This is a genomic window from Streptomyces sp. NPDC006463 (assembly GCF_042870715.1).
GTDB lineage: Bacteria > Actinomycetota > Actinomycetes > Streptomycetales > Streptomycetaceae > Streptomyces.
In genome coordinates, this window is sequence record NZ_JBIAHP010000013.1 from 195,941 (window position 1) to 218,784 (window position 22,844).

Annotated in this window: 23 protein-coding genes; 13 read left to right on the forward strand and 10 right to left on the reverse strand. The window is 72.9% G+C overall.

Annotation, left to right across the window (positions count from 1 at the left end; genetic code table 11):
• Positions 1-20 precede the first annotated feature (20 nt).
• Genes ACFYOB_RS24690 through ACFYOB_RS24700 form a run of 3 tightly spaced genes read right to left on the reverse strand, consistent with a single transcriptional unit; the run spans position 21 to position 1,492 of the window.
• Positions 21-620 carry a HutD family protein gene (locus tag ACFYOB_RS24690; protein WP_388562822.1) on the reverse strand — a complete coding sequence of 200 codons (600 nt, stop codon included), beginning with the start codon at positions 618-620 and terminating at the stop codon, positions 21-23.
• A complete protein-coding gene (locus tag ACFYOB_RS24695; protein WP_388562824.1) occupies positions 617-988 on the reverse strand; it encodes a DUF4180 domain-containing protein in 372 nt (123 codons plus the stop codon). The genes ACFYOB_RS24690 and ACFYOB_RS24695 overlap by 4 nt, the downstream gene beginning before the upstream one ends.
• A 60-nt stretch (positions 989-1,048) precedes the next feature.
• Positions 1,049-1,492, reverse strand: coding sequence for a MarR family winged helix-turn-helix transcriptional regulator (locus ACFYOB_RS24700; protein ID WP_388562826.1), 444 nt, complete (start codon positions 1,490-1,492; stop codon positions 1,049-1,051).
• A 145-nt stretch (positions 1,493-1,637) separates the two neighbouring features.
• On the opposite strand from ACFYOB_RS24700, the gene ACFYOB_RS24705 reads away from it, so the two are divergent.
• Both ACFYOB_RS24705 and ACFYOB_RS24710 read left to right on the forward strand, forming a co-directional pair.
• A complete protein-coding gene (locus ACFYOB_RS24705; protein WP_388562828.1) occupies positions 1,638-3,158 on the forward strand; it encodes an MFS transporter in 1,521 nt (506 codons plus the stop codon).
• 51 nt (positions 3,159-3,209) lie between these two features.
• Positions 3,210-3,734 (forward strand): DUF664 domain-containing protein, encoded by a 525-nt coding sequence (locus ACFYOB_RS24710; protein WP_388562830.1) that lies wholly within the window; start codon positions 3,210-3,212, stop codon positions 3,732-3,734.
• A 7-nt stretch (positions 3,735-3,741) separates the two neighbouring features.
• Here ACFYOB_RS24710 and ACFYOB_RS24715 read toward each other — a convergent pair whose 3' ends face one another.
• From ACFYOB_RS24715 to ACFYOB_RS24725, 3 genes are all read right to left on the reverse strand, one after another.
• On the reverse strand, positions 3,742-4,215 hold the full coding sequence (locus ACFYOB_RS24715) for a hypothetical protein (RefSeq protein WP_388562832.1): 474 nt from the start codon (positions 4,213-4,215) through the stop codon (positions 3,742-3,744).
• A gap of 164 nt (positions 4,216-4,379) precedes the next feature.
• Entirely contained in the window at positions 4,380-5,042 is a 663-nt protein-coding gene (locus ACFYOB_RS24720) for an NADPH-dependent F420 reductase (protein WP_388562834.1), read from the reverse strand.
• A gap of 305 nt (positions 5,043-5,347) precedes the next feature.
• Positions 5,348-6,709 (reverse strand): FAD-dependent oxidoreductase, encoded by a 1,362-nt coding sequence (locus tag ACFYOB_RS24725; protein WP_388562836.1) that lies wholly within the window; start codon positions 6,707-6,709, stop codon positions 5,348-5,350.
• A gap of 750 nt (positions 6,710-7,459) precedes the next feature.
• On the opposite strand from ACFYOB_RS24725, the gene ACFYOB_RS24730 reads away from it, so the two are divergent.
• From ACFYOB_RS24730 to ACFYOB_RS24740, 3 genes are all read left to right on the forward strand, one after another.
• Complete coding sequence (locus tag ACFYOB_RS24730) at positions 7,460-7,771, forward strand: hypothetical protein (protein WP_388562838.1); 312 nt, start codon at positions 7,460-7,462, stop codon at positions 7,769-7,771.
• Positions 7,772-7,806: 35 nt separating this feature from the next.
• On the forward strand, positions 7,807-7,998 hold the full coding sequence (locus ACFYOB_RS24735) for a DUF5302 domain-containing protein (protein WP_266600505.1): 192 nt from the start codon (positions 7,807-7,809) through the stop codon (positions 7,996-7,998).
• 172 nt (positions 7,999-8,170) lie between these two features.
• A complete protein-coding gene (locus ACFYOB_RS24740; protein WP_388562841.1) occupies positions 8,171-8,584 on the forward strand; it encodes a rodlin in 414 nt (137 codons plus the stop codon).
• A gap of 49 nt (positions 8,585-8,633) precedes the next feature.
• On the opposite strand, the gene ACFYOB_RS24745 is transcribed toward ACFYOB_RS24740, so the two are convergent.
• The 3 genes from ACFYOB_RS24745 to ACFYOB_RS24755 all read right to left on the reverse strand — a co-directional run bounded on the left by ACFYOB_RS24745 (position 8,634) and on the right by ACFYOB_RS24755 (position 14,543).
• Positions 8,634-11,417, reverse strand: coding sequence for an AAA family ATPase (locus tag ACFYOB_RS24745; protein ID WP_388562843.1), 2,784 nt, complete (start codon positions 11,415-11,417; stop codon positions 8,634-8,636).
• A 211-nt stretch (positions 11,418-11,628) separates the two neighbouring features.
• Positions 11,629-13,344, reverse strand: coding sequence for a S8 family serine peptidase (locus ACFYOB_RS24750; protein ID WP_388562883.1), 1,716 nt, complete (start codon positions 13,342-13,344; stop codon positions 11,629-11,631).
• A 443-nt stretch (positions 13,345-13,787) separates the two neighbouring features.
• Entirely contained in the window at positions 13,788-14,543 is a 756-nt protein-coding gene (locus ACFYOB_RS24755) for a DUF1838 family protein (protein WP_388562885.1), read from the reverse strand.
• A gap of 242 nt (positions 14,544-14,785) precedes the next feature.
• Between ACFYOB_RS24755 and ACFYOB_RS24760 the strand changes: the two genes are divergently transcribed.
• The 3 genes from ACFYOB_RS24760 to ACFYOB_RS24770 all read left to right on the forward strand — a co-directional run bounded on the left by ACFYOB_RS24760 (position 14,786) and on the right by ACFYOB_RS24770 (position 17,219).
• On the forward strand, positions 14,786-15,784 hold the full coding sequence (locus ACFYOB_RS24760; RefSeq protein WP_388562845.1) for a DUF1996 domain-containing protein: 999 nt from the start codon (positions 14,786-14,788) through the stop codon (positions 15,782-15,784).
• A 110-nt stretch (positions 15,785-15,894) separates the two neighbouring features.
• Entirely contained in the window at positions 15,895-16,500 is a 606-nt protein-coding gene (locus ACFYOB_RS24765; RefSeq protein WP_388562847.1) for a sigma-70 family RNA polymerase sigma factor, read from the forward strand.
• Positions 16,497-17,219: an anti-sigma factor family protein gene (locus tag ACFYOB_RS24770; RefSeq protein WP_388562849.1), complete on the forward strand. Its 723-nt coding sequence runs from the start codon at positions 16,497-16,499 to the stop codon at positions 17,217-17,219. Before ACFYOB_RS24765 ends, ACFYOB_RS24770 begins: the two co-directional genes overlap by 4 nt.
• Positions 17,220-17,653: 434 nt before the next feature.
• Here ACFYOB_RS24770 and ACFYOB_RS24775 read toward each other — a convergent pair whose 3' ends face one another.
• A complete protein-coding gene (locus tag ACFYOB_RS24775; RefSeq protein WP_388562851.1) occupies positions 17,654-18,385 on the reverse strand; it encodes a hypothetical protein in 732 nt (243 codons plus the stop codon).
• A gap of 181 nt (positions 18,386-18,566) precedes the next feature.
• Between ACFYOB_RS24775 and ACFYOB_RS24780 the strand changes: the two genes are divergently transcribed.
• From ACFYOB_RS24780 to ACFYOB_RS24800, 5 genes are all read left to right on the forward strand, one after another.
• Positions 18,567-19,472, forward strand: coding sequence for a RimK family alpha-L-glutamate ligase (locus ACFYOB_RS24780; RefSeq protein WP_388562853.1), 906 nt, complete (start codon positions 18,567-18,569; stop codon positions 19,470-19,472).
• Positions 19,469-20,281: a RimK family alpha-L-glutamate ligase gene (locus ACFYOB_RS24785; protein ID WP_388562855.1), complete on the forward strand. Its 813-nt coding sequence runs from the start codon at positions 19,469-19,471 to the stop codon at positions 20,279-20,281. The genes ACFYOB_RS24780 and ACFYOB_RS24785 overlap by 4 nt, the downstream gene beginning before the upstream one ends.
• 54 nt (positions 20,282-20,335) lie before the next feature.
• Positions 20,336-21,190, forward strand: coding sequence for a DMT family transporter (locus ACFYOB_RS24790; RefSeq protein ID WP_388562857.1), 855 nt, complete (start codon positions 20,336-20,338; stop codon positions 21,188-21,190).
• A 31-nt stretch (positions 21,191-21,221) separates the two neighbouring features.
• A complete protein-coding gene (locus ACFYOB_RS24795) occupies positions 21,222-22,277 on the forward strand; it encodes a zinc-dependent alcohol dehydrogenase family protein (protein ID WP_388562859.1) in 1,056 nt (351 codons plus the stop codon).
• Between the two features lie 84 nt (positions 22,278-22,361).
• Entirely contained in the window at positions 22,362-22,751 is a 390-nt protein-coding gene (locus ACFYOB_RS24800; RefSeq protein WP_388562861.1) for a hypothetical protein, read from the forward strand.
• The last annotated feature ends 93 nt before the right edge of the window (positions 22,752-22,844 follow it).

Below are 22,844 nucleotides of genomic sequence, written 5' to 3' on the forward strand. Positions count from 1 at the left end.
AGCCCGGCGCGGGGAGCGGCCTACCGGAAACGCACCACGGCCGCGCGCCCGGAGGTCCGTACGACGCCCGCGAAGGGGCCCTGCGCGAGGACCGCGTCGTACGGGTCCAGCGCGACGGCCCGGCGGTCCGCGTCGAACACCGCCGTCCCCTCCAGGGCCACCACCAGCAGGGTCTCGTCCGGCGGGGCGACGAGGGTGAGCCGGCCCCGTACGACGGCTGTCTCCACCGTCGCGGCGCCCCGGCGGTACATCACGTTGAAGTTCACGACCGGGCCGTCGAGGAGGCGGCAGTCGGTCGGCTCGTCCCCGGCGAAGTCCTGCGGCGCGTACCGCTCGTCCACGAGGCGGCGTACGCCCCCGACCGTGAGGTCCATGCCCGCGCCCTCGGCGAGGGTGAGGGTGCGGTCGATCCCGGGGAAGGCCGAGAAGGGGCCGTCGGAGCCGACCTCGGCCAGGCTCGCGCGCCACACGAAGTCGTCCATGCCCGCACCCTCGGGCCGGACCGCGATCTCGCGGGTGACTCCCCCGCCGTTCTTCCACACGGCGGCGCCACGGTCGGCGGCCCGCAGGATCCGGACCTCGGCGCCGCCGCCCGTACGGTCGCTCGTACGGCCGCTCATGCCGCCGGCCCGGCCAGCCGCTCCCGCAGCTCCCCGAGGTCGGCGAGGAACCAGGTCTGGCGTCCGCGATTGCACTCGCGGACGAAGTCCCGCAGCGCCGGGCTGGCCGCCGTATGGGGGGTGATGTCACCGAGGACGACGATCCCCACCCGGTACTGGACGAACTTCTGGATGATCTCGCCGGCGACGCGGGTGCTCAGCCGGAAGAACTTCTCGTCGAACCGTTCGGAGGGGATCACGACCCACTGGGCACCCTGGTAGCCGGCATCGCCGATGCAGTCCAGGGCGTCGCGTTCGCTAGCGATGGTCGCACCCTCGGCCTCGCACACCAGGACGGGCACGTCGTTGATCGTCTGCAGGGAACTCATGAAGGTCGACCCTAGTTCCGGACGCGCACGACGTCGACGCGATATGGACCCGGGCGCCGCTCAGGCGTTCTTCTCCATCCTGGGGCGCAGGCGTTCCAGGAGGGCGTAGAGCGTCGCGCTCTCGGACCCGTCGAGGGTGTCGAGCGCGCTGTGCGTCGCCTGCATCTCCTCCCGTACCCGGCGGATGATCTCCCGGCCGGCGTCGGTGGCCACCACGTTCTTGACGCGGCGGTCGGTGGGGGCGGGCTCGCGGCGCACCAGCTCACGGGCCTCCAGGCGGTCGACGATGCCGGTCACGTTCGACGCGTCGCACACCAGCAGCGTGGCGAGGCCGCGCATCGGCACGGGGCCGTCGAGCTGGGCGAGCACCCGGGCCTGGGTGGAGGTGAGGCCGTAACGGGAGGCGGCGGCGGCGAAATCGCGCCATTGGGCGGTGCCGATGGCGGCGAGCAGTTCCAGCAGCTGGAGCTTGGTGGGGGCGGCGTGGGCGGCGGTGTCGCTCATACCTGGAGCGTACTCAGGATCGTTGACATTATCAATTGTTTACTTGACCACCTGAACTATTGAGGTCTAACGTCGACGGAGTTACTTGATGACGTCAAACATCTGCACCCTGAAGCTCTGAAGCCCGAAGAAGGTCCTGCCAGCCATGAGCACCCCCTCCCCCGCCGCCGCCCCGGCCGCCGGGCGACGGAACGAGACGGTCATCGTCTTCGCCCTGAGCCTCGCCGCCATGGTCGTGTCGATGATGCAGACCCTGCCGGTCCCGATCCTCGGCCTCATCCGCAACGACCTCGGCACCTCGACGGCCAACGTGAGCTGGGTCACCACCGCCACTCTGCTGTCGGCGGCCGTCTTCACCCCGCTCCTCGGCCGCTTCGGCGACCAGCACGGCAAGAAGCCCACCCTGGTGGCCGTCCTCGGCGTCATGGTCGCCGGCTCCGTGATCGCCGCGCTGGCCACCTCGCTCCCGCTGCTCATCCTGGGCCGGGTGCTCCAGGGCGCCGCCACCGCGATCTTCCCGCTGGCCCTCTCCGTCCTGCGCGAGGAGGTCCGGCCGCAGAAGCTCCCCGGCGCCATGGCGCTGGTCAGCGGCACGCTCGCGTTCGGCAGCGGCCTGGCGCTCGTCGCCACCGGGCTGCTCACCTCCGGGTCCGGCGCGGACTACCGCAACGCCTTCTGGATGGCGACCGGCTTCGCGGCCCTCGCCCTGCTCGCGGTCGTCTTCCTGGTCCCCGCGACCCGCCACAAGACCGGCGGGCGCACCGACTTCCTGGGCGCTCTGACCCTCGGCATCGCGCTGCTGCTGCTCCTGCTGCCGATCTCCCAGGGGCACGAGTGGGGCTGGGCCTCCGCCCGTACGCTGGGCAGCTTCGCCGGCGCCGCCGTCATGACGGCCGTCTGGGTGCTCGTCGAGCGCAAGGTCCGCGAGCCCCTCGTCGACATGCAGATGTTCGTCCACCGCCCGGTGCTGATGGCCAACCTGGCCGGCATCCTCGTCGGCTTCGGCATGTTCGCGAACTTCCTGGGCGTCTCGTACCTCGTCCAGATGCCGAAGGCGCTCACCGGCTACGGCTTCGACGCGTCGATCCTGCGCGCCTCCGTGCAGTTCCTGCTGCCCGGTGCGATCGTCTCGCTGCTCGCCTCGCCCGTCGGCGGCCAGTTGGTCCGCCACCGCGGCCCGCGCGTGGCACTGGGCCTGGCCGCCGCGCTCGGCGCCGCCGGCTTCGGCTGGCTCGCCCTGGACCACCAGCACAGCGCCTCGGTGATCGGCGCGGGCCTGGTCGTCGGCGCGGCCGTCAGCTTCGGCTACGCGGCCATGCCCGCCGTGATCATGTCCAGCGTGCCGCACCACCAGAGCGGCATCGCCAACGGCATCAACTCGATCTCCCGCTCCACGGGCAGCGCGATCGGCAGCGCCATCGTGACCACCATCCTGGCGTCCAAGACCATCGAGCACCTGCCCGCGGGCGTCCCCGCGCTGCCCGCCGAGTCCGGGTTCACCCTCACCTTCGGGATCGGCGCCGCAGCGTTCGCCCTGGTCGCGGTCATCAGCCGGTTCGGCCTGCGGGGCGGGCACGCGACCGTGACCGCTGCCGCGACCCCGGCCGCAGCCCCGGCCGGTTCGAAGGAGCCGGTTGCGGCGGAGAAGGCCGACGCCGCCCGCTGACCCGCGTGTCGCACTCACCATGCGGGCCGCAGCGCCCCGCATGGTGAGTGCATGAAGGCTACGGACGTCATCACCGACGGATTCGGACGCATCCGGGAGATCGTGCACGAGGTCGTCGAAGGGCTCCCCGCGGAGCGGCTCAACGCGCGCGTCGACCCTGCGGCCAATTCGATCACCTGGCTCGTCTGGCACCTCACCCGGATCCAGGACGACCACGTGGCGGACGCCGCGGATCTCGGACAGATCTGGCAGACACAGGACTGGGCGGCCCGGTTCGCCCTCTCCCTGCCCACCGGGTCGACCGGCTACGGCCACACCGCCCGGCAGGCCGGCTCGGTCAAGGTCGACTCCGGCGAGCTGCTGCTGGGGTACCACGACGCGGTCCAGGAGCAGACGCTGCGGTTCGTCCGGCAGCTCGCGGCCACCGACCTGGACCGGGTGGTGGACGAGCGCTGGGACCCGCCGGTCACCCTGGGCGTGCGCCTGGTCAGTGTGCTGAGCGACGGTCTCCAGCACGCGGGCCAGGCCGCCTTCGTACGGGGCCTGCTGGAGCGGAGCCAGCAGAACAGCGGGTAGAGGGGGGTCAGGAGGTCCCGTCCGTGCCGCTGCGGTCGTCGGGCGGCGGCAACTGCCCTTCGGCGGCCTGGTGGTAGTGGAGGTTGCCGCCCTGCACGGCGAAGAGGGTGGAGTGGTCGCGGGCCGTGTTCGACTGCACCCAGACCTGGCGCTCGGCCTGCAGTCCGCTCTCCACGCGCGCGACCAGTTCGCGCAACTCGCTTTCGGATTCGGGGTGTTCCTCAAGCAGCAGGAGCAGCCTGCGGCGCCACACGGGCTGCAGTTCCTCCCGGATCTCGTCCGCGCCGCCCGGTTCGGCACGCAGGACGAGGACTGCGTCGTCGTCGAGCTGCCCCCCGATCGCGTTGCCGCGCGCCTCGCCGCCCCTGCCGAAGAGCCGGACGGCTCCGTCCCGGGCCCCCTGCCACATGTCGGTGGCCATGGCTCCGATCAGCGCGGTGGCCCCCGCCGTGGCGAGCGCCGTCACAGACTCGGCCAGCATCCGTCCTCCTGGGTTCGGCTCCGGGGGCGCGGCGTCGCCCGCGGTGGTCACCGCAACTCCCCGCGCCCGGAGCCAGGTTAACTCCATGCGGGCCGCCGGGGGCGCCGGCCGTGCGGGCCGCGGGAGCGGCGCCGCCGACCGGTTCCGCGCCCGGCGCGCGGCCGTCAGCCGCGGAAGGCCGCCTTGCGTTCCGCGGAGGCTTCGGCGAGGGCCTTGGTGACGCCCTCGACACCCTCCCGGAGCCCGTAGACGGGGGTGTCGGGCTGCTGGCGCCAGGAGTCGTCGAGGCCGCCGGCGTCGACGGTGTCGAAGCCGAGTTCATCGATGATGGCGCGGACGGCCTCCTTCCCCGCCTCGTCGTCGCCGGCGACCGGCAGCGCGATCCGGTCCGGGTCGCCCGCCGGACGGTGCCGGTCGAGGATGTCCTGGGCGTAGGTGCCGTTGAAGGCCTTGATCACCGGGTGGCCGAGCGCGCGCTCGGTCCAGCGGCTCTCGGTGAGGCCCTCGTCCTCGACGCCGGCGATCCGGCCGTCGCGCTGCTGCGGGTAGTAGTTGCCGGTGTCGATGACGGTGAAGCCGTCGGCAGCCTCGTCGAAGAGGCCGGAGGGCAGGTCCGGCACGTTCTTGAAGGGGATGGTGACCACGACGATCTCGGCGCCGCGGGCCGCTTCGGCGACGGTGACGGGGGTGGCGCCGGTCTCCTCGGCGAGGGCGGTCAGGGTTTCGGGTCCGCGCGAGTTCGCCACGGACACGTCGTGTCCGAGGGCCGTGAGGCGGCGGGTGAGGTTGCCGCCGATGTTGCCCGCGCCGATGATGCCGATCTTCATGAGCTCTCCAGTGCATACGGGATCAGGTCTCGCGTCGGTGCGAACTCCCCCGATCGGCACGGCATTCCACCGGGTGGCCCCTGCCCTGCGGACGAGCGACGTGATCGGGCCGTCGTACGAGGACGGGACGGAACGCGGCGGCCCGTGCGGCATGCCCGGCGCGCCCATCGACGTGACTTTTCGGCCATTTCTTGCATACCGAGAACCGAACGCCTTCATCCGCGCGTACGCGAGGGGGCCGGGACCCCGTCCGGGTCCCGGCCCCCTCGTCCGCGCTTCTGCCGCCTCTGCCGCCTCTGCCGCTTCTAGGCTCCGCTGGCCTTCAGCATGTCCTCGCGCTCGACGATCTTCACGCGCTCACGGCCCTGGGGCTCCCCCAGCGCCTTCTCGGCGGCGTCCAGCCGGTGCCAGCCTTCCCACGTCGTCCAGCGGACGCCTCGCTCGGCGAGGAAGGCCTCGACGGCCTCCGGCGCGGGCGCGGCGGGGGTGAGCAGTCGGCCGTCCGCGTGGTCGGCCAGCAGGTTCGCGACGGTCTCGTTCGCGTCGCCCTTGGTGTGGCCGATCAGGCCGATCGGACCGCGCCGGATCCACCCGGTCACGTACGTCGACGACAGGTGGCCGCCGGCCTCGATCACGCGGCCGCCCTCGTCCGGGACCGTGCCCGACTCGACGTCCCAGGGGAGCTTGGGCAGCTCGTCGGAGAGGTAGCCGACGGCCCGGTACACGGACTGGACGTCCCAGTCGGTGAACTCTCCCGTGCCCTTGACGTTGCCGGTGCCGTCGAGCTCGGTGCGCTCGGTGCGCAGCCCGACCACCTTGCCGTCCTCGCCGAGCACCTCGGTGGGCGACTCGAAGAAGTGCAGGAACAGCTTGTGCGGCCGGTCACCGATGTCCCGGATCGCCCAGTTCTCCAGGGTCTTGGCGACCATGTCGGCCTGCTTGTTGGAGCGGCGGGTCGTGATCGAGCCCTCGTCGTAGTCGATGTCCTCGGGGTTGACGATGACCTCGATGTTGGGCGAGTGGTCCAGCTCCCGCAGCTCCATGGGGCTGAACTTGGCCTGGGCCGGGCCGCGGCGCCCGAAGACGTGCACTTCGAGTGCCTTGTTGGCCTTGAGGCCGTCGTAGACGTTCGGCGGGATCTCCGTCGGCAGCAGCTCGTCGGCCGTCTTGGCGAGGATGCGCGCGACGTCGAGGGCGACGTTGCCGACGCCGAGCACGGCGACCTTCTCCGCCTCCAGCGGCCAGGTGCGCGGGACGTCCGGGTGGCCGTCGTACCAGGAGACGAAGTCGGCGGCGCCGTAGGAGCCGTCGAGCTCGACGCCCGGGATCGTGAGGGCGCGGTCCGCCGTGGCGCCGGTGGAGAAGATCACGGCGTCGTAGAAGGAGTGCAGCTCGTCGAGGCCTATGTCGTTCGGGTAGTCGACGTTCCCGAAGAGGCGGACCTGCGGCTTGTCGAGCACCTGGTGAAGGGCGGTGATGATGCCCTTGATCCGCGGGTGGTCGGGGGCCACGCCGTAGCGGATCAGGCCGAAGGGTGCGGGCATCCTCTCGAAGAGGTCTATGGACACACCGGGCTCGGCGGCGGCCTCGGACTTCAGCAGCGCGTCGGCGGCGTAGATTCCGGCGGGGCCGGCACCGACGATCGCTACTCGCAGAGGGCGAGGCATGGCAATGGTTCCCTTCGAGCGACAGCAAGGTGGATCACAGGTGGATCAAAGGGAACCATAAACTAAGGCAATCCTTACCCAGCATCCGGCATCGGCTTATGACCCCATAATCACAACTTATGACCTCTCCAAGAGATCCTTGGAGCCGGAGGCAGCGGTGCGAATCGAGCGCCACGAGGTGGGGGTCGGCCGCGGCCGCCACGAGGTGGGGCCGGGCGGGGCTGAAGGACCGGGCGCACGTCATCGTCGACCGGATCAGCGGCGCCCGGGAGGACCACGGCCTGCTGATCGACGCGGCCCCGAACCTCTGCGGCAAGGCCGGGCGGGCCGACACCGGGCTGGTCCACGCCCTCATGGCGTTCGCCTTCGGCCACGTCGACGGCCGGGACCCGGCCGCGGCGGCCCGGGGAACCTCGGCGGCCGAACGGCTGGCGCTGATCGACTCGGTGATCGGCGGTGCCGGCGCGGCCGGCACCGGAACCGGCCTGCCGGAGTACCGGGCGGCCCTCACCACCCTGCGGGCCCTGGCCGGGGGCGACCGCCCGGGCCACAACCGCGCTGGCGGCGCCGCTGGAGCACCCCCGCGCGCGCCATTCCTGCAAGGCCGACCCCGCGCCGCGCACGCTGCTGCCGCTCGACGCCATGACCCTCGCGTCGGCGGCGCTCCGGCGCGGCGAGTGATCGAACGAGATCACCTCCGACCACCTCCCCGAGGGACTGGTCCGCTGCTTCGACGGCGGGGAGCCGCGGGTGCGCACGCACGGCCGTGGGAAAGCGCGCCGCACCGGACTCCTGCTCGGACTGACGGGCCGCCAGCCGCGGCGCCTGCGCCTGCGGGCGGCCGTCGATCCGCAGGGACGCGGCGAGCGGCAGCAGGAAGCGCTGCTGAACGCTGCCGAGGCCGGGGCCGCGTACGGCGGGCGCTCGGAAGGAGGCCGAGGCCGTCCTCAGCCTGGACGTCCTGGCGCCGGTGGGGCGTGGCAGACCGGGCCGGTGGTCTCCCCGCACCTGCCCGAGGAGCTCGTCAAACGGAACTCGCTGGTCAGCAGGCACGCCAGCTGACAGACTGAAACCGCTTGATCACCCCAGGAGGACACATGGCAGACGAGACAGACACCCCGCAGGACGAATCCCCGGCCGAGGCGGCCAAGCGCAAGTTCCGGGAGGCGCTGGAGCGCAACGCCGCGAATGCCCAGTCCCAGCAGGCACATCAGAGTCGCGCGAAGGTCCAGGGTGCGAGCAGCGGTCCCGGCGGCAAGAACAAGAAGGTCCGCCGCAAGACCGGCTGACCCTCGGACACGAGGAGCTCAGTCTCGCCGTCACGGGCGGCGGGACCGGGCCGCTCCGTCACATTGGGCCACTCGGGTGAGTGGGGATAACCAGGAGCGCCGACAGCAGTTGATCAGCTCGCCCGCCGAGGGCGGCTATCTCATGCGACAGTGCGACAGAAGGATCCCCCACATGTTCAAGAAGTTCATGGCCACCGCCGCGGTCACCGCCTCCGTGCTGGGAGCGGGCGCCGCAGTGGCCACCCCGGCGATGGCCATCGGCAACGACAACGGCGTCAACACCGTCAACGGCAACGGCGCCGCGCAGATCTACGGCAACCAGGAGACCCAGGGCAAGATGAGCCCGCAGCTCAGCGCTGTCCAGGGCTCCCTGAACAAGCTCTGCATCGGCCTGCCGGCCAAGGTCAACGCCCAGTCCCTGTTCGCGGTGATCGCCAACGTCGGCGTCCAGGACATCAACGTGCTGTCCAACCCGCAGAACCAGCAGTGCGCCGAGAACTCCACGCAGGCCAAGGGCGACGAGTCGGCCTCGCACATCCTCAGCAACATCCCGGTGCTCTCCGGCAACCTCTCCGCGGGCAGCTGATCTGCCGGCCGGGCGCCGGCGTGGCCTGCCACGCCGGCGCCGCGTCGTTTCAGCGGGAGGAACGCAGAGCGGTGGCCAGGGCGGTGGCGAGCTGGGCCCGGGAGCGAACGTCGAGCTTCTGGTAGATACGGGTCAGCCGTGCCTCCACGGTCTTCACGCTGAGGAACAGCTTCGCGGCGGCCTCCTGGTTGCTGGCCCCCTGGCTGACGAGCAGCGCGAGGCGGGTCTCGGCCTCCGTCAGGACCGCGACCGCCGCCGTCTGCGCACCGCCCCCCTCGCCCGGAGCCGGCTCCCTGGAGAGTTCCGTCCACGGGGCCGCCCCGGCCTGCTGGAACACCTGGGCCGCGGTCTGGAGTGCGGCGCGCGCGGGTGCGCGGCGCCGGCGACGGCGTTCCACTCGGGCGAGCGCGAGCAGCGTACGGCCCCGCTCCAACGGCAGCCGCAGGGTCTCGAACCGCTGCCCCGTCGCCTCCAGCAACTGCACGGCGCCGTCGGCCTCGCCCTGTGCGGACAGGCACAGGCCCCGGGCCCGGTCCATCGCGGCGACGACCCCGGTGCGGCCGAGGCCGCGGGCGACGGTACGGACCGAGTCGATCAGCCGGGTGGCCTCCTCGGTCGCGTCGGCGGCGACCAGGGCCTCGGCGAGGTCCCCGTGCCAGCGCAGGATCGAGGGGTCCACCACCTTCTGCGCGGCTTCCAGTTCGGCGACCTGGCGCAGGGTGGCGACGGCTTTCGCCGCCTCGCCGGTGGCCAGTTCGACGAGGCCGAGCGCGTGCAGGTTCCGGGAGAGGAAGACCTGGTCGTGCTCCTCCTGCGAGGCCTGGATGCCTCGCCGGGCGTATCCCGCGGCGCGTGCGAAGCTGCCGCCCATGGCCTCGGCCATCGCGGAGACGTACCAGGCGGGGCCGGGCGAGAGGCCCGCCTCGATCGTCAGCTCCAGCGCCTGGCGGGCGCGGGCGGAGGCGGCCGCACACCGGCCGCTGCGCAGTTCGACCTCGGTGAGGCTGCGCAGGACCTCGAAGACGTCCTCGGCGGATCCGGTGCGCTGGACGGCGGGCAGCAGGGCCATCAGCTGTCGGCGGGCGTCGTCGAGGCGGTCGTCGAACAGGGCGTGCCGTACGGCGAGGTACTGGGGCGCGTTGCGCATGCCGAGCGGCACTTCGGGGGCGGGCAGGGCGAGCGCCTCCGCGAGGATCGCCTCGGCGCCCGGGTCGCCGAGGATACGGCCCATGCGGGCCCGTACGGTCAGCGCCATGGCCTCGGCGACCTGGTCGCCGCCGAGTGCGGCGAGGGCCCCGGCCCGGGCCGCGGCGTCGCGGGAGCGGACGGGGTCGCCGTCGCTGAGATTGTGCTTCGTGGCGATCCTCAGCTGGACGGCGGCCTGGAGCGAGGGGTCCCCGGCGGCGTCGTCCATGGCGCACGCGAAGGTCTCGTCGAGGGCTCCGAGTGCCTGGCCGGCGGCGTCGATGACGGCGAGCCGGGCACGGACCCGGTCGGCGGGTGAGGCGTCGCGGGCCAGGACGGCGCGGGTGGCGCGGCGCGCGAGGTCGGCGCGGCCGGCCCAGCCGGCGTCCTCGGCGGCGGTGACGAGGCGGGCGAGCTGTTCCCCGGCCAGGTGGGAGGGCGTACGTTCGGCGGCGAGCAGGCCGAGTTCGGCGGCGAGGGCCCGCTGGCCGAGGCGCCTGCAGACCTCGGCGGCCTCGGTGATCTCCGAGGCGAGCCACTGGTCGGGTGTGTCCACGGCCAGTGCGCGGTGGCGTACGGCCTGGACGGGGTCGTCGACGGCGGCGGCCAGCGCGGCGTGCCCGGCGGCGCGTTCGGGCCAGCCCGCGTCCGCGGCGAGCGCGGTGGGCAGGGCGCCGGCGGTGAACTCGACGGTCCCGTCCTCCCCGACCCTGACCAGCGCGGCCCGTTCCGCCTCGGCCAACTCGGCCTCGGCGTCCGGGCGCCCGGCCCGGCGCAGCAGGGCGGTGGTCGGGCGGGCGGCGAGGGCGGCGAGCAGCAGGGTGCGGCGGGCCTGGGCGGGGGCCTCGGCGAGCAGTCGCCGGGCCACTTCGCGGGCCTGGCCCGAGACGGGCAGGGTGTCGGCGTGGTGGGCGCCGGTGTCGCGGGCTCCGGCGGCCTCGGCGAGGGAGTGCCCGAGGGCGAGGGCGAGGCGGGGGTTGCCGCCGCTGGCCTGGTGGATGCGTCCGGCGAGGCGGGCCGGGAGGCCGTGGCGGACGAGGAGTTCGGCGACCTCGTCGGCGCCGAGCGGTGGTACCCGGATCGCTGGTGTACCGGCGCCGCAGAGGGGTTCGCCGACGGACGTGCCGCCCTGGACGCATTCGGCGACGAGGACCCGGACGCGCGGCGGGGTGAGGCGCAGGGCGAAGCGGAGCAGGTCGGTGCTCTCGGCGTCGAGCCACTGGGCGTTGTCGAGGACGAGCAGGACGGGGTGGCGGGCGGCGAGCGTCCGGAGCACCTCGACGACGGCGAGGCGCAGGGCGACGTGGTCGCGGCCGTCGCGGGGGGCGTCCGCCTCGCGGCGCAAGAGGGCGATCGCGGTGCGCTGGGGGCCGGAGAGCCGTTCCAGGGCGGCGGCGGGGACGGTGGCCAGCAGGGCTGCGGCGGAGGCTTCGGGGATCCACTGGTCGGCGGCCTCGGGTGCGAGGCGCAGCACGGTCTCGCGGCGCGATTCGGCCGCCGCCGCGACGGCGCGGACGACCTCGGTCTTGCCCGCGCCGGCCGGACCGGTGAGCAGCGCCCGGCCGTGCGTGGTCAGCGCGCGATCGACCGCTTTGACCAGTTCGCCCTGTCCGACACTTGTGTCAGCGTGCCCCGTCGCCGCCACCACGCACAGCCACCAGCCTCTCGGTCCCCAGTCCCTGTGCCTTCCCTGTGACGCGACAATACGAGGTCGGATGACGGGTGAACACGGATTGTGACGCAGAAATCAGTCACGCGGCCGGAAAAGCCGGCGGGCCTGCCGATACGAGGTGTATCGGCAGGCCCACTGGTTCACTTGGTCCGTACTTTCGGCCCGTCAGGCCGGGTGGAGAACCGGATCAGAAGCCGAGGCCCCAGGAGTCGATGTAGCCGGTGTCGGCGGAGTACACGTCCTGGACGCGCAGCTGCCAGGTGCCGTTGGCGGGCAGCGCGGAGGCGTTGACCGTGTAGGTCTCGGAGACGTTCGCGGCGCTGTCGCTCGACGAGGAGTTCTTCAGGCGCTGGACGACCGCACCGCCGGGACCGACCAGGTCGATCACGACGTCACCGCGGTAGCTGTGCTTGACGTCGACGTACACCTTGAGCGCGGCCGGGGCGTTGCCGGCGCGGCCCGAGACGGTGATGGAGGAGGAGACGGCTCCGCCGTTGTCCGGGATCGCCACGTCGGTGGTGTTCTCGTACGTGGGGGCGGGCCCGGAGGTCACCGCGGTGACGGTCGCGGCCGCGTCGGCGAGGCCGGCGCCGCAGCCACCGGTGCAGGTACCGGCCAGCGGGCGGGCGTTGGTCTTGATGGCCGACTCGACCTGCGCCGGGGTCAGCGAGGGCTTGGCGGCGACGAGGAGCGCGGCGAGGCCCGCGACGTGCGGGGCGGCCATGCTGGTGCCCTGGTAGGGCTTGTAGATCTCGGCGCCGGGGGTGGTGGTGCCGGCGTTGAGGGAGGAGAGGATGCCGTTCTCGGGGGTGGTGACGGTGCCGGGGGTGTCCGTGCCGCGTCGGGTCTCACCGCCCGGGGCGGCGACGTCGATGATCGCGCCGTAGTTGGAGTAGAAGGAGCGGTCGCCGGTGCGGTTGCTGGCAGCCACGTTGATCACGTTGTTGCAGCTCGCGGGCGAGAAGCCGGCCGCGTCCGCGTTGCTGTTGCCGGCGGCCACGACGACGGTCGTGCCGCGGCCGACGGCGGCGTTGATGGCGTTCTGGTAGGTGGCGGTGCAGGCACCCGAGCCACCGAGGCTCATGTTGATGACCTTGGCGGGGGTGGCGTTCGCCGGGACGCCCGCGACGGTGCCGCCGGACGCCCAGGTGATGGCGTCGACGATGTCCGAGGTGGCGCCACCGCACTTGCCGAGCACGCGGACGGGCTGGATCTTCGCGTTGTACGCGATGCCCGCGACGCCCTTGGCGTTGTTGGTGGCCGCGGCGATGGTGCCCGCGACGTGGGTGCCGTGCCAGGAGGAGTTGCTGGCGGTGGAGCCGGTGCCGCACTCGCCGGCGGCGCTCCAGTCACCCTGGTCGGCGGGGTTGTTGTCGCGGCCGTTGCCGTCACGGGCGGCGGTGGCGTTGCTGATGAAGTCGTAGCCCGCGACGATGTTCGGGGCGACGTCCGAGTGGGCGACGTAGCCGGTGTCGATCACGGCGACGGTGACGCCGGAGCCGGTGGTCTTGTCCCAGGCGGCGGGGACGTTCATGCCGGCGGTGGGCTCGAAGAGGTCCCACTGCTTGGCGTACTCGGTGTCGTTCGGGGTGGCCAGCGCGTAGGCGCGGGAGTCCGGCTCGACGTAGGCGACGTCCGGGTCGGCGCGGAACTGGGCCATCACCTTGGCGGCGTCGGCGGGAGAGCCGAGGCTGACCAGGGCGGCGCCGGTGCCCAGGCGGCGGTCGAACTTGGCCTTCTTGCCGGCCTTCTTGCCCTTGGCGGCGGCGTCGTCCGCGGCGGCGGTGTTGGAACTGGCCTCGGAGGCGGAGGCCTTGTATCCGACGATGAGGTTCTCGACCGGAGCGGCGGACGCGGTGGCGGCCGGAGCGGCAGCGGCGGGGTCCGAGGTGGCCAGCGCCATGGAGGTGGTGGCGGAGCCGGCGAGCAGCGTGACGGAGATCGCCGCCACGGATATGAGCCTACGTCTGGATGCGTGCACGGTGTTCCCTTTCGCGGGCCGATTCCGGGCAGGCCGGAGCGGCCGGTCGGTGCAGTGTGGGAGGTGACTGGCGGCTGCGGGGCCGGGAGCGAGCTGGTCAAACTCGTCCCGGCCGCCGCGCGCCACGTTGCCCCGGCCTCGACGGCGGGGCAGGGCAACGGCGGTACCGGCGATTCCCCCTGGTTGGACGGCATCATGCCATGTGGGGTTGGCGTGTCGACCGCTGGGTCAGGAAGATCGCCGGTGGGCAGACAGTAGGCAACACGGGGATGAACTGGATACGGGGAAAACCCTTGTCCGCGCCCTGCCCCTCCCCCTCCGGTCCCTCGGCGGGCGCCGGGCTCCCCTCGGCGGCCGCTCCGGCGTCATTCCCCGGCCGCCTCCCGGCGGGGCGGGAAGAGCTTGCGGAAGTACGTCCAGCTCGTTTCGTTCGGCTCGGTCCACTTGTCCGGGGCGTGGGCGAACTCGGGGTGCCGGGCGGCGATGTAGTCGCGGGTGCGCTCGGGGACCTCCGCGTAGGAGCCGAGTTTGCGGCCGCGGCAGTGGAAGGTGAGGCCGCCTGGGCGTGCGCCCTGTTCCATCCAGGGCAGCCAGGGGGACATCCGGGTCCAGGACATCGTCGAGGGGACGCTCGGCGCTTCGGTGGTGAGGACGGTGGCGGGCGCGAAGAACTGGAAGAGCTCCAGCGCCCGATAGGTGTCGTCGGCCGAATTGTCCGGGTATTCCTCGACCGGCAGCGGCGAGGGATAGGCCAGCGGGATCTCCAGGCTGAAGCAGATCTGGTCACCCAGCTCCGTCATGGGGACCGGGAAGGGCCGCCACTTCTGGTTCGCCGGATCGTTCCAGACGTGCACCACCGGCTTGTCGCCCCAGTTCTCCAGGATCTCCCGGGTCCGGGGGTCGAGGTAGAAGGCGGCCTCCCTGGACAGCAGCTGGTAGCCGCCGCTCTCCTCGTCCGTGACGAGTCGGGCGACATTGAGCCCTTCGAAGCCGAAGAGGCGCTGGTAGGGCTCGCCGGGGGCCCATGAGTGGACGTCGCCGGACCACCAGAAGGTCACCTCCTCGCCGTCGAGCGAGGCGCGGGTGCGGGCGAGGGCGTGCAGCAGCTCGACGGGCGTCATGGCGGATGTCATACGCCGTACTGTGCGCGGCCGCCGCGGAGACCGGCAAGCGGCCGCACGGACAAATCCCCCGCCGGTTCGGCCGGTTCGCGCGGGACGGTCCGCCGGCCGAAGCCGCCCGGTCTCCCGAGAAGGCAGATCTTGTACCCATAAATCGCGATCCGGGGCGAATGGTTGCGCTTGGCGCCCGCCATGCGGATGCCAGGTTGACGACGCTGTCGCCACGGGCGACGGTGACCGCCATGGGGAACGAACGCCGCCTGCTCACTCTCGTCATCTGCCTGGTCCTGGGCAGCGGGCTCACCGCCGCCGTGCTCGGGGCCTCGCGAGCGGCCGGACCCCACGCGGGGATGACGGCGGCCGGTCCGGCCCCTTCCGACTACGTGGACATATCGGAGGTGCCGCGCGCCCCGGGCCCGGCGGCCGCCGCGGGCCCCGACGCCTCGGGCGGCTCGGTGGTCGTGGAATGCGGCCGTAACGAGCAGGGCCATTACAACGAGGACAACCTGGTGGTCTCGCCCGGGCTGCGGGCGGGCGCCCACCACACGCACGCGTACGTGGGGAACCTCTCCACGGACGCGATGTCGACCGACGCCTCCCTGGACGCGGCCGCCACCAGCTGCACGGGCGGCGACCGGTCGGCGTACTACTGGCCGGTCCTGCGCCGTCCGGACCGGCCGGGCACACGTCCGCACGAGAACTCGGCGGGCCACGGCAACACCGGCGAGATCCTGCCGGAGGCCTCGGTGCTGGTGGAGTTCCGCGGCAGTCCGGTGAGCAAGGTGGTGGCGATGCCCCGGTTCCTGCGGGCGATGACCGGCGACGCCGTCGCGTACACGGCGGACAGCGACGCGGACGTCCGGGCCCGCTGGGGCTGTTCCGGCTCCCCCGACCGGCCCACCACCCGTTATCCGCGCTGCCCCGCGGGAGAGCGCGTCACCCGCACCCTCACCTTCCCGAGCTGCTGGAACGGCCTCGACACCGTCAGCGCCGGGCACCGCTCGCACCTGCGGTTCCCCTCACCGAAGGGCGTCTGCCCGCAGGACACCTTCCCCGTGCCCGAGCTCCGGATCTCCCTGGCCTACGACGTCCCCTCCGGGGTGCCCGTCGCGATCGACTCCTTCCCCGAGCAGCGGCACAGCCCGAGGACGGACCACGCGATGTTCGTGAACGTGATGACCGCGCCGCAGATGGACGCCGTGGTCGACTGCCTCAACTCGGGCCGCGCCTGCCGGATGTGAGCGGCGCACCGGACCTCGCCCACCCGAGTGACGCACGCCACATGAACCGGACGGGGCCGGGTGGCGTGTTCCGACAGCACCACGTACGCGAGGAAGACGGAGAGGGTGAGATGGCCGGACCACTGTGGCCCCGCACTCGGCGGGGCTCGACCGATGAGGCACTGATCAAGTCGGTGTACGAGGAGCACGGCCATGCCCTGCTCGCGTACGCCACGCGGTTGACCGGGGACCGGGCCGCCGCCGAGGACGTCGTCCAGGAGACGCTCATCCGGGCCTGGCGGCACTCCGAGGTCCTCGTCAATGGAAAGGGCTCGGTGCGCGGCTGGCTGCTCACGGTGGCCCGCAACATCATCACGGACCGGTACCGGGCCAAGGCGGCCCGGCCGCCGGAGGTCTCCGGGGCTTCGGCCACTCCCCCGGTGGAGGCGGACCACGCCGACTCCGTGGTGGACACGATGACGGTCCTCGGGGCCCTCGACCAGCTGTCGCCGGAACACCGGGACGTCCTGAAGGAGTTGTACTACCGGCAGCTCAGCGTCGCGGAGGCCGCGGACAGCCTCGGCATCCCGGCGGGGACGGTCAAATCGCGTTCGCACTACGCGCTCAAGGCGCTGCGCGACGTCTTCCGGGACAGCGGCATCAAGGACAACAGCGATGGCAGACGACCGGGCAGGCCGCCCCAGCAGCCCGCCGGACTGCGTGAGGTGGTGGCATGAACCGGCAGCGGCACGAGGAGGAACTGCTCGGTCCGTACGTGCTCGGCGTCCTGGACGCGGAGGAGTTCCGCCGGGTCGAGGAACACATGAGCGGATGCGTGCAGTGCCGGGAGGAGGTGGCCGCCTTGCGCGAGATGGAAGCGGCGCTGGGTGAGGTGCCCGAAGAGGCGTTCTTCGACGGACCGCCGCAGGGCGGGGACCTGTTGCTCCAGCGCACGCTGCGGGAGATGCGCGGCGAGCGCGAACGCGCGCGCCGACGCGGCCTGGGAATCGCCGGGCTGGCCGCGGCGGCCTCACTGGCCGCCGTGTTCTGGGCCGGTACGCAGCTGGGGGCGGGAGATCCGGATGTGGTGGCCCTGCCTCCGCAGCCCTCCGCGACGGCGCCGGCGGACCCCTCCCAGCCCGCCGGGACCAAGAACCTCGCGGCGACCGATCCGGCCACGGGCACGCGGATGACCGTACGGATGACACCCGCCACGAAGTGGGTCCGGGTGCACGCCGCGGTCACCGGGCTTCCGCCGGGCGAGCGGTGCCGGCTGGTCGTGGTCGCCAAGGACGGTACGCGCTCCACCGCCGGCGGCTGGGTCGTGGGCAGCACGGAGAACGGCGAGGGCAAGGGCGCGTCCCTGGACGGCTCGGCGGCCGTGGACGCGTCGATGATCAAGGCGATCACGGTCGAGAACGAGGCGGGCAGGACGTTCGTGTCCGTACCGGTCTGACCGGAACACGGCGGACCTGAGCGGACCGCAACGCGCCGGACAGCGTGACGGAGCCCGGGAGCATATCCAGCTCCCGGGCTCCTGTTTGCCACCCAATTGCGCACACCGGCGGCGTTTAAGAGTCGCGGATCATTCTTAGATCGACGTGTTCTGCCTTTGAACTACCGCGCCATGAGGAGAGGCGCAGAGGGGACTTGAACCCCCATCCATCGATGATCGTCCACACTCGGTCGATCCGGTGTTCGGCGGCGAATACTGAGACTGGAGCGAGAATCTGAGATTAAGGGGCCGCCTCTACCAGCTTGGGCCACCCCGGCACGCAAGGCCGGGGGAGGGATTCGAACCCCCAACTGACACCCCTGTTCAGCTTCAACATCAGTTTCAGCTTGCGCTCTCGCGCACCCCCTGCAGACATGCAGAGGGAGATTTCGGGGCTACCTGAACAGGTAGCCGAACACCGCGTCCCCGACCCGCTGGTCGGTGACCTCGGCGCTGTTGGCCTCCTCGCGGGCGAACTTGACGGCCTGCTGGAGCTTCTCCACGCGGTCGAGCAGTTCGTTCACCCGCCGGGCCGGGAGTGCGCCGGAGAACTTCACCGTCGTCCAGTAACCGACCGGGACGTCCTCGTAGTAGACCTCGACCTGCGCCGGGTGCTTCTCGGTCGCCTCGGCCTTGACGTGGTTGCGCGGCACCTTCTTGGTGCGGATCGTGCGCACCGGGTCCGTCTTCCACGAGTCCGTGGAGGGGTCCAGGTTCCAGGACTCGGACGCGTCCAGGACCGGCAGCTTCCGCACGAAGGTGTGCATGTCCGTGAGCTGCTTCTCCAGGAAGAGCAGGTAGGGCACGGGTACCTGCGCCAGCAGGACGCTGCCGTCCACGACGACGTCGGCGGCCGCGGTGCGGTTCGCCCAGTCCTTGGTCGCCGTCACGTCGAACAGCCGCGTCAGCGTGCCGGCCGTGGCCCGCAGCACGTCCTCCGCCTTGACCTGGACCCGGGTGGACTCGGGCGGCAGCTGCTCGCCCTCCTCGTCCTTGGGCTGGTAGGTCCGGGAGATGCCGGCCAGCAGGGCGGGCTTCTGGACGTCGTGGTGAGCCTGCGAAAGCTCCTGGAGGGACTTGGACTTGACGCCCTTTTCCACTGCGATGATCTGATTCAGCTTCGGCACGCGCTGAACCTAACAGGAGACGGCGCCGCCCGTACATTCGAATAGCGCCCGCGCGTCCGGGCGGACCGGGGCGGCCGGCCACCGACGCGGGACGATCATCACATTGCGGTCCATGACATCCTGTGACGTCACAACTCGCCGGACGGGATCGGCGGACGTCCGGGGAATATGGGGAAGGTCCATGAGGCTCTGCTTCCTGGTGGAGGAGCACTACCGCCACGACGGCATGCCGAACGAGGTGATCGGGCAGCTCAGCGCGTGGGGGCACCAGGTCGACGTGGTGCGGCCGGGGGGCTCGCTGCTGCGCATGACGGAGGCGGTTCGGGCGGGCACGCACGACGCCTGGGTGCTCAAGACGGTCTCCGGCGGCCCGGGGCTGACCCTGCTCGAAGCCGCGGCGGCGACCGGGACGACCACCGTCAACGACGCCCGGTCGATCCGGGGCGTACGGGACAAGGCGCTGGCCGCCGCCATCGGCCGCGCCCGGGGCCTTCCGCTGCCGCCGACGTACGCGGCGGCCCGCCCCGAGCTGCTGAGGGAGATACCGGAGGCGGAGTACCCCCTCGTCGTCAAGCCGGCCGACGGGAGTTCCGGGCGGGCCGTGCACCTGGTGTCCTCGCCGGAGCGGCTGGAGTCGCTGCTCCCCGTCCTCGCGGGAGAGGGCCTGCTCATCGCCCAGCCGTACGTGCCCAACTCGGGCACCGACATCAAGGTGTACGGGGTCGGCGGGGAACTGTTCGCCACCGAGCGCTGCTCCCCGCTGAACCCGGACCCGTCGGTGCGCGAGCGCCGCGTGCCGCTGTCGGCGGAGGTCGCGGCGATCGCCGAACAGGTGGGAGCTGTCTACGGGCTCGACCTGTACGGGGTGGACGTGCTGCTGGGTCCCGACGGGCCCGTGGTCGTCGACGTGAACGACTTCCCGAGCTTCCGTCAGGTGCCCGACGCGGCGGCGCGGGTGGCCCGGGCGGTGCTGGAACTGGCGCGCACGGGCGGCTCCGCGCCTCCGCCCGCGGCGCCGGCGCCCCCGTACGTGCTGCCGGTCTCGATCCCGGCGCAGATGTCCGCCCGGGCGGGGGACGGCGCGTGAGGATCGGACTGATCACGCCGGAGCCGGGGCATCCGCTGCTCGCGGCGACGTCCGCGCTGCTGGCGAAGGAGCACGTCGTCGATGCGCTCGACCCGGCCGGAACGGACCCCGCCGCGCCCATGGCCGTCGCGCCGTTGGCCGACGTGTACCTGCTGAAGTCGCGTACCGAGCGGGCGCTGGACCTCGCGCGGGACCTGGAGCGGCGGGGCGTCCCCGTCGTCAACACCGCGGCGGCGACCGCACTGTGCCAGGACCGTACGGCGATGGCGGAGCTCGCCCTGCGGGCCGGACTGCCGTTCGCCGCCACCCGCACCGTCGGCGCCCTCTCCGCGTGGGCCTCGCACACCGCGCTCTCCTCCCCCGTGGTGGTCAAGAGCCGGTACAGCCGCCGGGGTGACCTGGTGGCCCGGGTGGACGACCCGGCGCGGCTGCGGGAGTTGGCGGCGGCCTGGCCGCAGGAACCGGTGGTGGTACAGGAGTTCGCGCCCAACAGCGGCTGGGACCACAAACTGTGGGCGATCGGGGACCAGGTCTTCGCGGCCCTGCGCCGTTCCGAGCTCTCGCCCGGCGGGCGGGGACCCGGCCTGCCGCTGGACGCCCACGAACTGCCCGCCGGGTGGGCCGGTCTGGTCCGGGCCGTCGGCGCGGCGTTCGCGCTGGACGTCTACGGCGTGGACATCATCGACGCGGGCGGCGGCACGCCGCTGATCGTGGACGTGAACGCCTTCCCCGGTATCCGCGGCCAGTCGGGCGCCCCCGAGGCCCTGGCGGCCCTGACCCTGCGGCGGGCCGTCGGCGGGCCCGGCTAGCGCGACTGGGGTGTCGCGCCGCCCACGGCCCGGTGGATCGGTGAGGATCGGGGCATGGGCTTCGTCCTGCCGGTCCTCTTCGCGCTGTTCGCGGCTCTCAGCAACGCGCTCGCCACCGTGCTGCAGCGGCGGGCCGCGCTCACCGTGCCGCAGAGCCACGGCTTCCGGTTCGGGCTGGTCCTCGACCTGCTGCGGCGGCCGCTGTGGCTCGCCGGGATCCTGGCCGTGATCGCGGCCGGAGTCGGGCAGGCCGCGGCGCTGGCCACCGGCGCGCTGGCCCTCGTACAGCCCCTGTTCGTCCTGGAGCTGCCGCTCGCGCTGCTGATCGCCTCGCTGGTGGCGCGCGACCGGCTGCCGGGGGCGTCGTGGCTCGCCGTCGCGGGAGTGGTGGCCGGGCTCGGGATCGTGCTGGTGGCCGCCTCGCCCCGGGGCAACCGGACACACGTACCGCTCGACCGGTGGGTCCTCGCCCTGGCGGCGTGCGCCGCGGCGGTCGCCGTACTGGCCGTGGCCGGGCTGCGCAGGCCGCCCGGCCGGATGCGGGCCGGCTGCCTGGGCGCGGCCACCGCGGTCTGCTACGCGCTCACCGCCGCCCTGATGAAGTCCGCCATGCACATCCTCGACGAGGGCGGCCTCGGCGCGTTCCTGACCACCTGGGAGACGTACGCCTTCGCCGCGAGCGGGATCTGCGCCCTGCTGCTGCTCGAACACGCCATGCAGGGCGGCCCGCTGGTCGCCTCGCAGCCCGCGCTGACCCTCGGCGACGCGGGCGTCAGCGTCGCGCTGGGCGTGCTGCTGTACGAGGAGCACCTGCGGACCCACTGGTGGCTGCTCCCCCAGTTGCTGGGCCTGGCCCTGATCTGCGCGGGCGTACTCGCCCTGGCCCGGGCGGGGGCCGAGGCCGGGTAGCGTGCGGGGAATTCGAGCGGAGGGCGGTTCCATGCGCGCGGTGGTGTTCGAACGGTACGGGGAGCCGGCCGAGGTCCGGGACGTGCCGGATCCTCGTCCGCCCGCGGGCGGGGTGGTGGTGCGCGTCGAGGCCACCGGCCTGTGCCGCAGCGACTGGCACGGGTGGATGGGGCACGACCCGGACATCGTGCTGCCCCATGTCCCCGGGCACGAACTGGCCGGGGTCGTGGAGGCGGTGGGGACCGGTGTCGCCCATTGGCGGGTCGGCGACCGGGTCACGGCCCCGTTCGTCTGCGCCTGCGGACGCTGCGCCGACTGTGCGGCGGGCGACCACCAGGTGTGCGCGCGGCAGACGCAGCCCGGGTTCACGCACTGGGGCTCCTTCGCCGAGTACGTTGCCCTCGACCATGCCGACGTGAACCTGGTGGCCGTGCCCGGGGAGTTGTCGTACGCGACGGCGGCGGGGCTCGGCTGCCGGTTCGCGACGGCCTTCCGCGCGGTGGTCGCGCGCGGACGGGTGGCGGCGGGCGAGTGGGTCGCCGTGCACGGCTGCGGCGGGGTGGGGCTCTCGGCGGTGATGATCGCGGCGGCGGCCGGCGGGCGGGTGGTGGCCGTGGACTCGGCGCCCGGGGCGCTGGAGCTGGCGCGGCGGTTCGGCGCCGCGCACTGCGTGGCCGCGGCCCCGGGCGTGGACACGGCGCAGGCCGTGCGGGAGCTGACCGGCGGGGGCGCGCATCTTTCCCTCGACGCCCTGGGCTCGCCCGCGACGGCCGTGGCCTCGGTGGGCGGGTTGCGCCGGCGGGGTCGGCACGTGCAGGTCGGGCTGCTGCCGGGGGCGGCCGGGGCGGCGGCCCTGCCGATGGAGCGGGTGATCGGCTGGGAGCTGGAGATCCTCGGCAGTCACGGGATGGCGGCGCACGCCTACCCCCCGATGCTGGAGCTGGTCCGGGCCGGAGTGCTCCGCCCGGACCTGCTGGTCACCTCGACGATCCCGCTCGACGCGGCCCCGGCGGCGCTCGCCGCGATGGGTACGGCCCCGGGGCGCGGGGTGACGGTCATCCTGCCGCGATCGGGGGCGGCGGGCTGAGCTGGCATCGCCCGCGTCGAACACAGGAACGTGGCGGGGACGGTCGGATGCGGGCGTGAGGTCCTCGGCAGAGCGCTGGGGGCGGTGACCGTGGTACTGGTGGGAGGCCTGCTGCTGAGCGGCTGCTCCGGCGGCAAGAGCGGCGCGACCCCGCCGGGCACGACGGCTCCGGGCACGGTCCCGCCGGCGACGCTCCCGCCGTCCCCCACCCCCTCGCAGCCGGCGGCCGCGGAGCCGTCCGCCTCCCCCGCGGCCGCGTCGCCGTCGCGGAAGGCCGCGGCCACCGGCGCTGCCCGGCCGAGCGGAAAGGCGACGACCGCGCCGCGCGCCTCGGAGATCCCGCAGAACCCCAACCGGGGCCCCAACCCGCCGCCGGCACCGACCCACGTCCCGACGATGGACTGGAAGCCGACGCCGTTCGACCCGAAGGACCCGTCGATCCCGAAGGTCACCCTGCCGCCGCTGCGGCCTTAGGGGGTGTCTGGCGGATCAGGGCCGGATTGCCCGGGTGGGCTGGTGCCGTGGATTGCAAGGCGGAGGAGGGAGTCGACGCGGTGGGGGCACCTC

What these genes read in the sequence shown, in the direction of transcription:
- ACFYOB_RS24690 (WP_388562822.1), bottom strand. Translation starts at nt 620, where the DNA reads ATGAGCGGCCGTACGAGCGACCGTACGGGCGGCGGCGCCGAGGTCCGG.
- ACFYOB_RS24695 (WP_388562824.1), bottom strand. Translation starts at nt 988, where the DNA reads ATGAGTTCCCTGCAGACGATCAACGACGTGCCCGTCCTGGTGTGCGAG.
- ACFYOB_RS24700 (WP_388562826.1), bottom strand. Translation starts at nt 1,492, where the DNA reads ATGAGCGACACCGCCGCCCACGCCGCCCCCACCAAGCTCCAGCTGCTG.
- ACFYOB_RS24705 (WP_388562828.1), top strand. Translation starts at nt 1,638, where the DNA reads ATGAGCACCCCCTCCCCCGCCGCCGCCCCGGCCGCCGGGCGACGGAAC.
- ACFYOB_RS24710 (WP_388562830.1), top strand. Translation starts at nt 3,210, where the DNA reads ATGAAGGCTACGGACGTCATCACCGACGGATTCGGACGCATCCGGGAG.
- ACFYOB_RS24715 (WP_388562832.1), bottom strand. Translation starts at nt 4,215, where the DNA reads ATGCTGGCCGAGTCTGTGACGGCGCTCGCCACGGCGGGGGCCACCGCG.
- ACFYOB_RS24720 (WP_388562834.1), bottom strand. Translation starts at nt 5,042, where the DNA reads ATGAAGATCGGCATCATCGGCGCGGGCAACATCGGCGGCAACCTCACC.
- ACFYOB_RS24725 (WP_388562836.1), bottom strand. Translation starts at nt 6,709, where the DNA reads ATGCCTCGCCCTCTGCGAGTAGCGATCGTCGGTGCCGGCCCCGCCGGA.
- ACFYOB_RS24735 (WP_266600505.1), top strand. Translation starts at nt 7,807, where the DNA reads ATGGCAGACGAGACAGACACCCCGCAGGACGAATCCCCGGCCGAGGCG.
- ACFYOB_RS24740 (WP_388562841.1), top strand. Translation starts at nt 8,171, where the DNA reads ATGTTCAAGAAGTTCATGGCCACCGCCGCGGTCACCGCCTCCGTGCTG.
- ACFYOB_RS24750 (WP_388562883.1), bottom strand. Translation starts at nt 13,344, where the DNA reads ATGGCGCTGGCCACCTCGGACCCCGCCGCTGCCGCTCCGGCCGCCACC.
- ACFYOB_RS24755 (WP_388562885.1), bottom strand. Translation starts at nt 14,543, where the DNA reads ATGACGCCCGTCGAGCTGCTGCACGCCCTCGCCCGCACCCGCGCCTCG.
- ACFYOB_RS24760 (WP_388562845.1), top strand. Translation starts at nt 14,786, where the DNA reads ATGGGGAACGAACGCCGCCTGCTCACTCTCGTCATCTGCCTGGTCCTG.
- ACFYOB_RS24765 (WP_388562847.1), top strand. Translation starts at nt 15,895, where the DNA reads ATGGCCGGACCACTGTGGCCCCGCACTCGGCGGGGCTCGACCGATGAG.
- ACFYOB_RS24770 (WP_388562849.1), top strand. Translation starts at nt 16,497, where the DNA reads ATGAACCGGCAGCGGCACGAGGAGGAACTGCTCGGTCCGTACGTGCTC.
- ACFYOB_RS24780 (WP_388562853.1), top strand. Translation starts at nt 18,567, where the DNA reads ATGAGGCTCTGCTTCCTGGTGGAGGAGCACTACCGCCACGACGGCATG.
- ACFYOB_RS24790 (WP_388562857.1), top strand. Translation starts at nt 20,336, where the DNA reads ATGGGCTTCGTCCTGCCGGTCCTCTTCGCGCTGTTCGCGGCTCTCAGC.
- ACFYOB_RS24795 (WP_388562859.1), top strand. Translation starts at nt 21,222, where the DNA reads ATGCGCGCGGTGGTGTTCGAACGGTACGGGGAGCCGGCCGAGGTCCGG.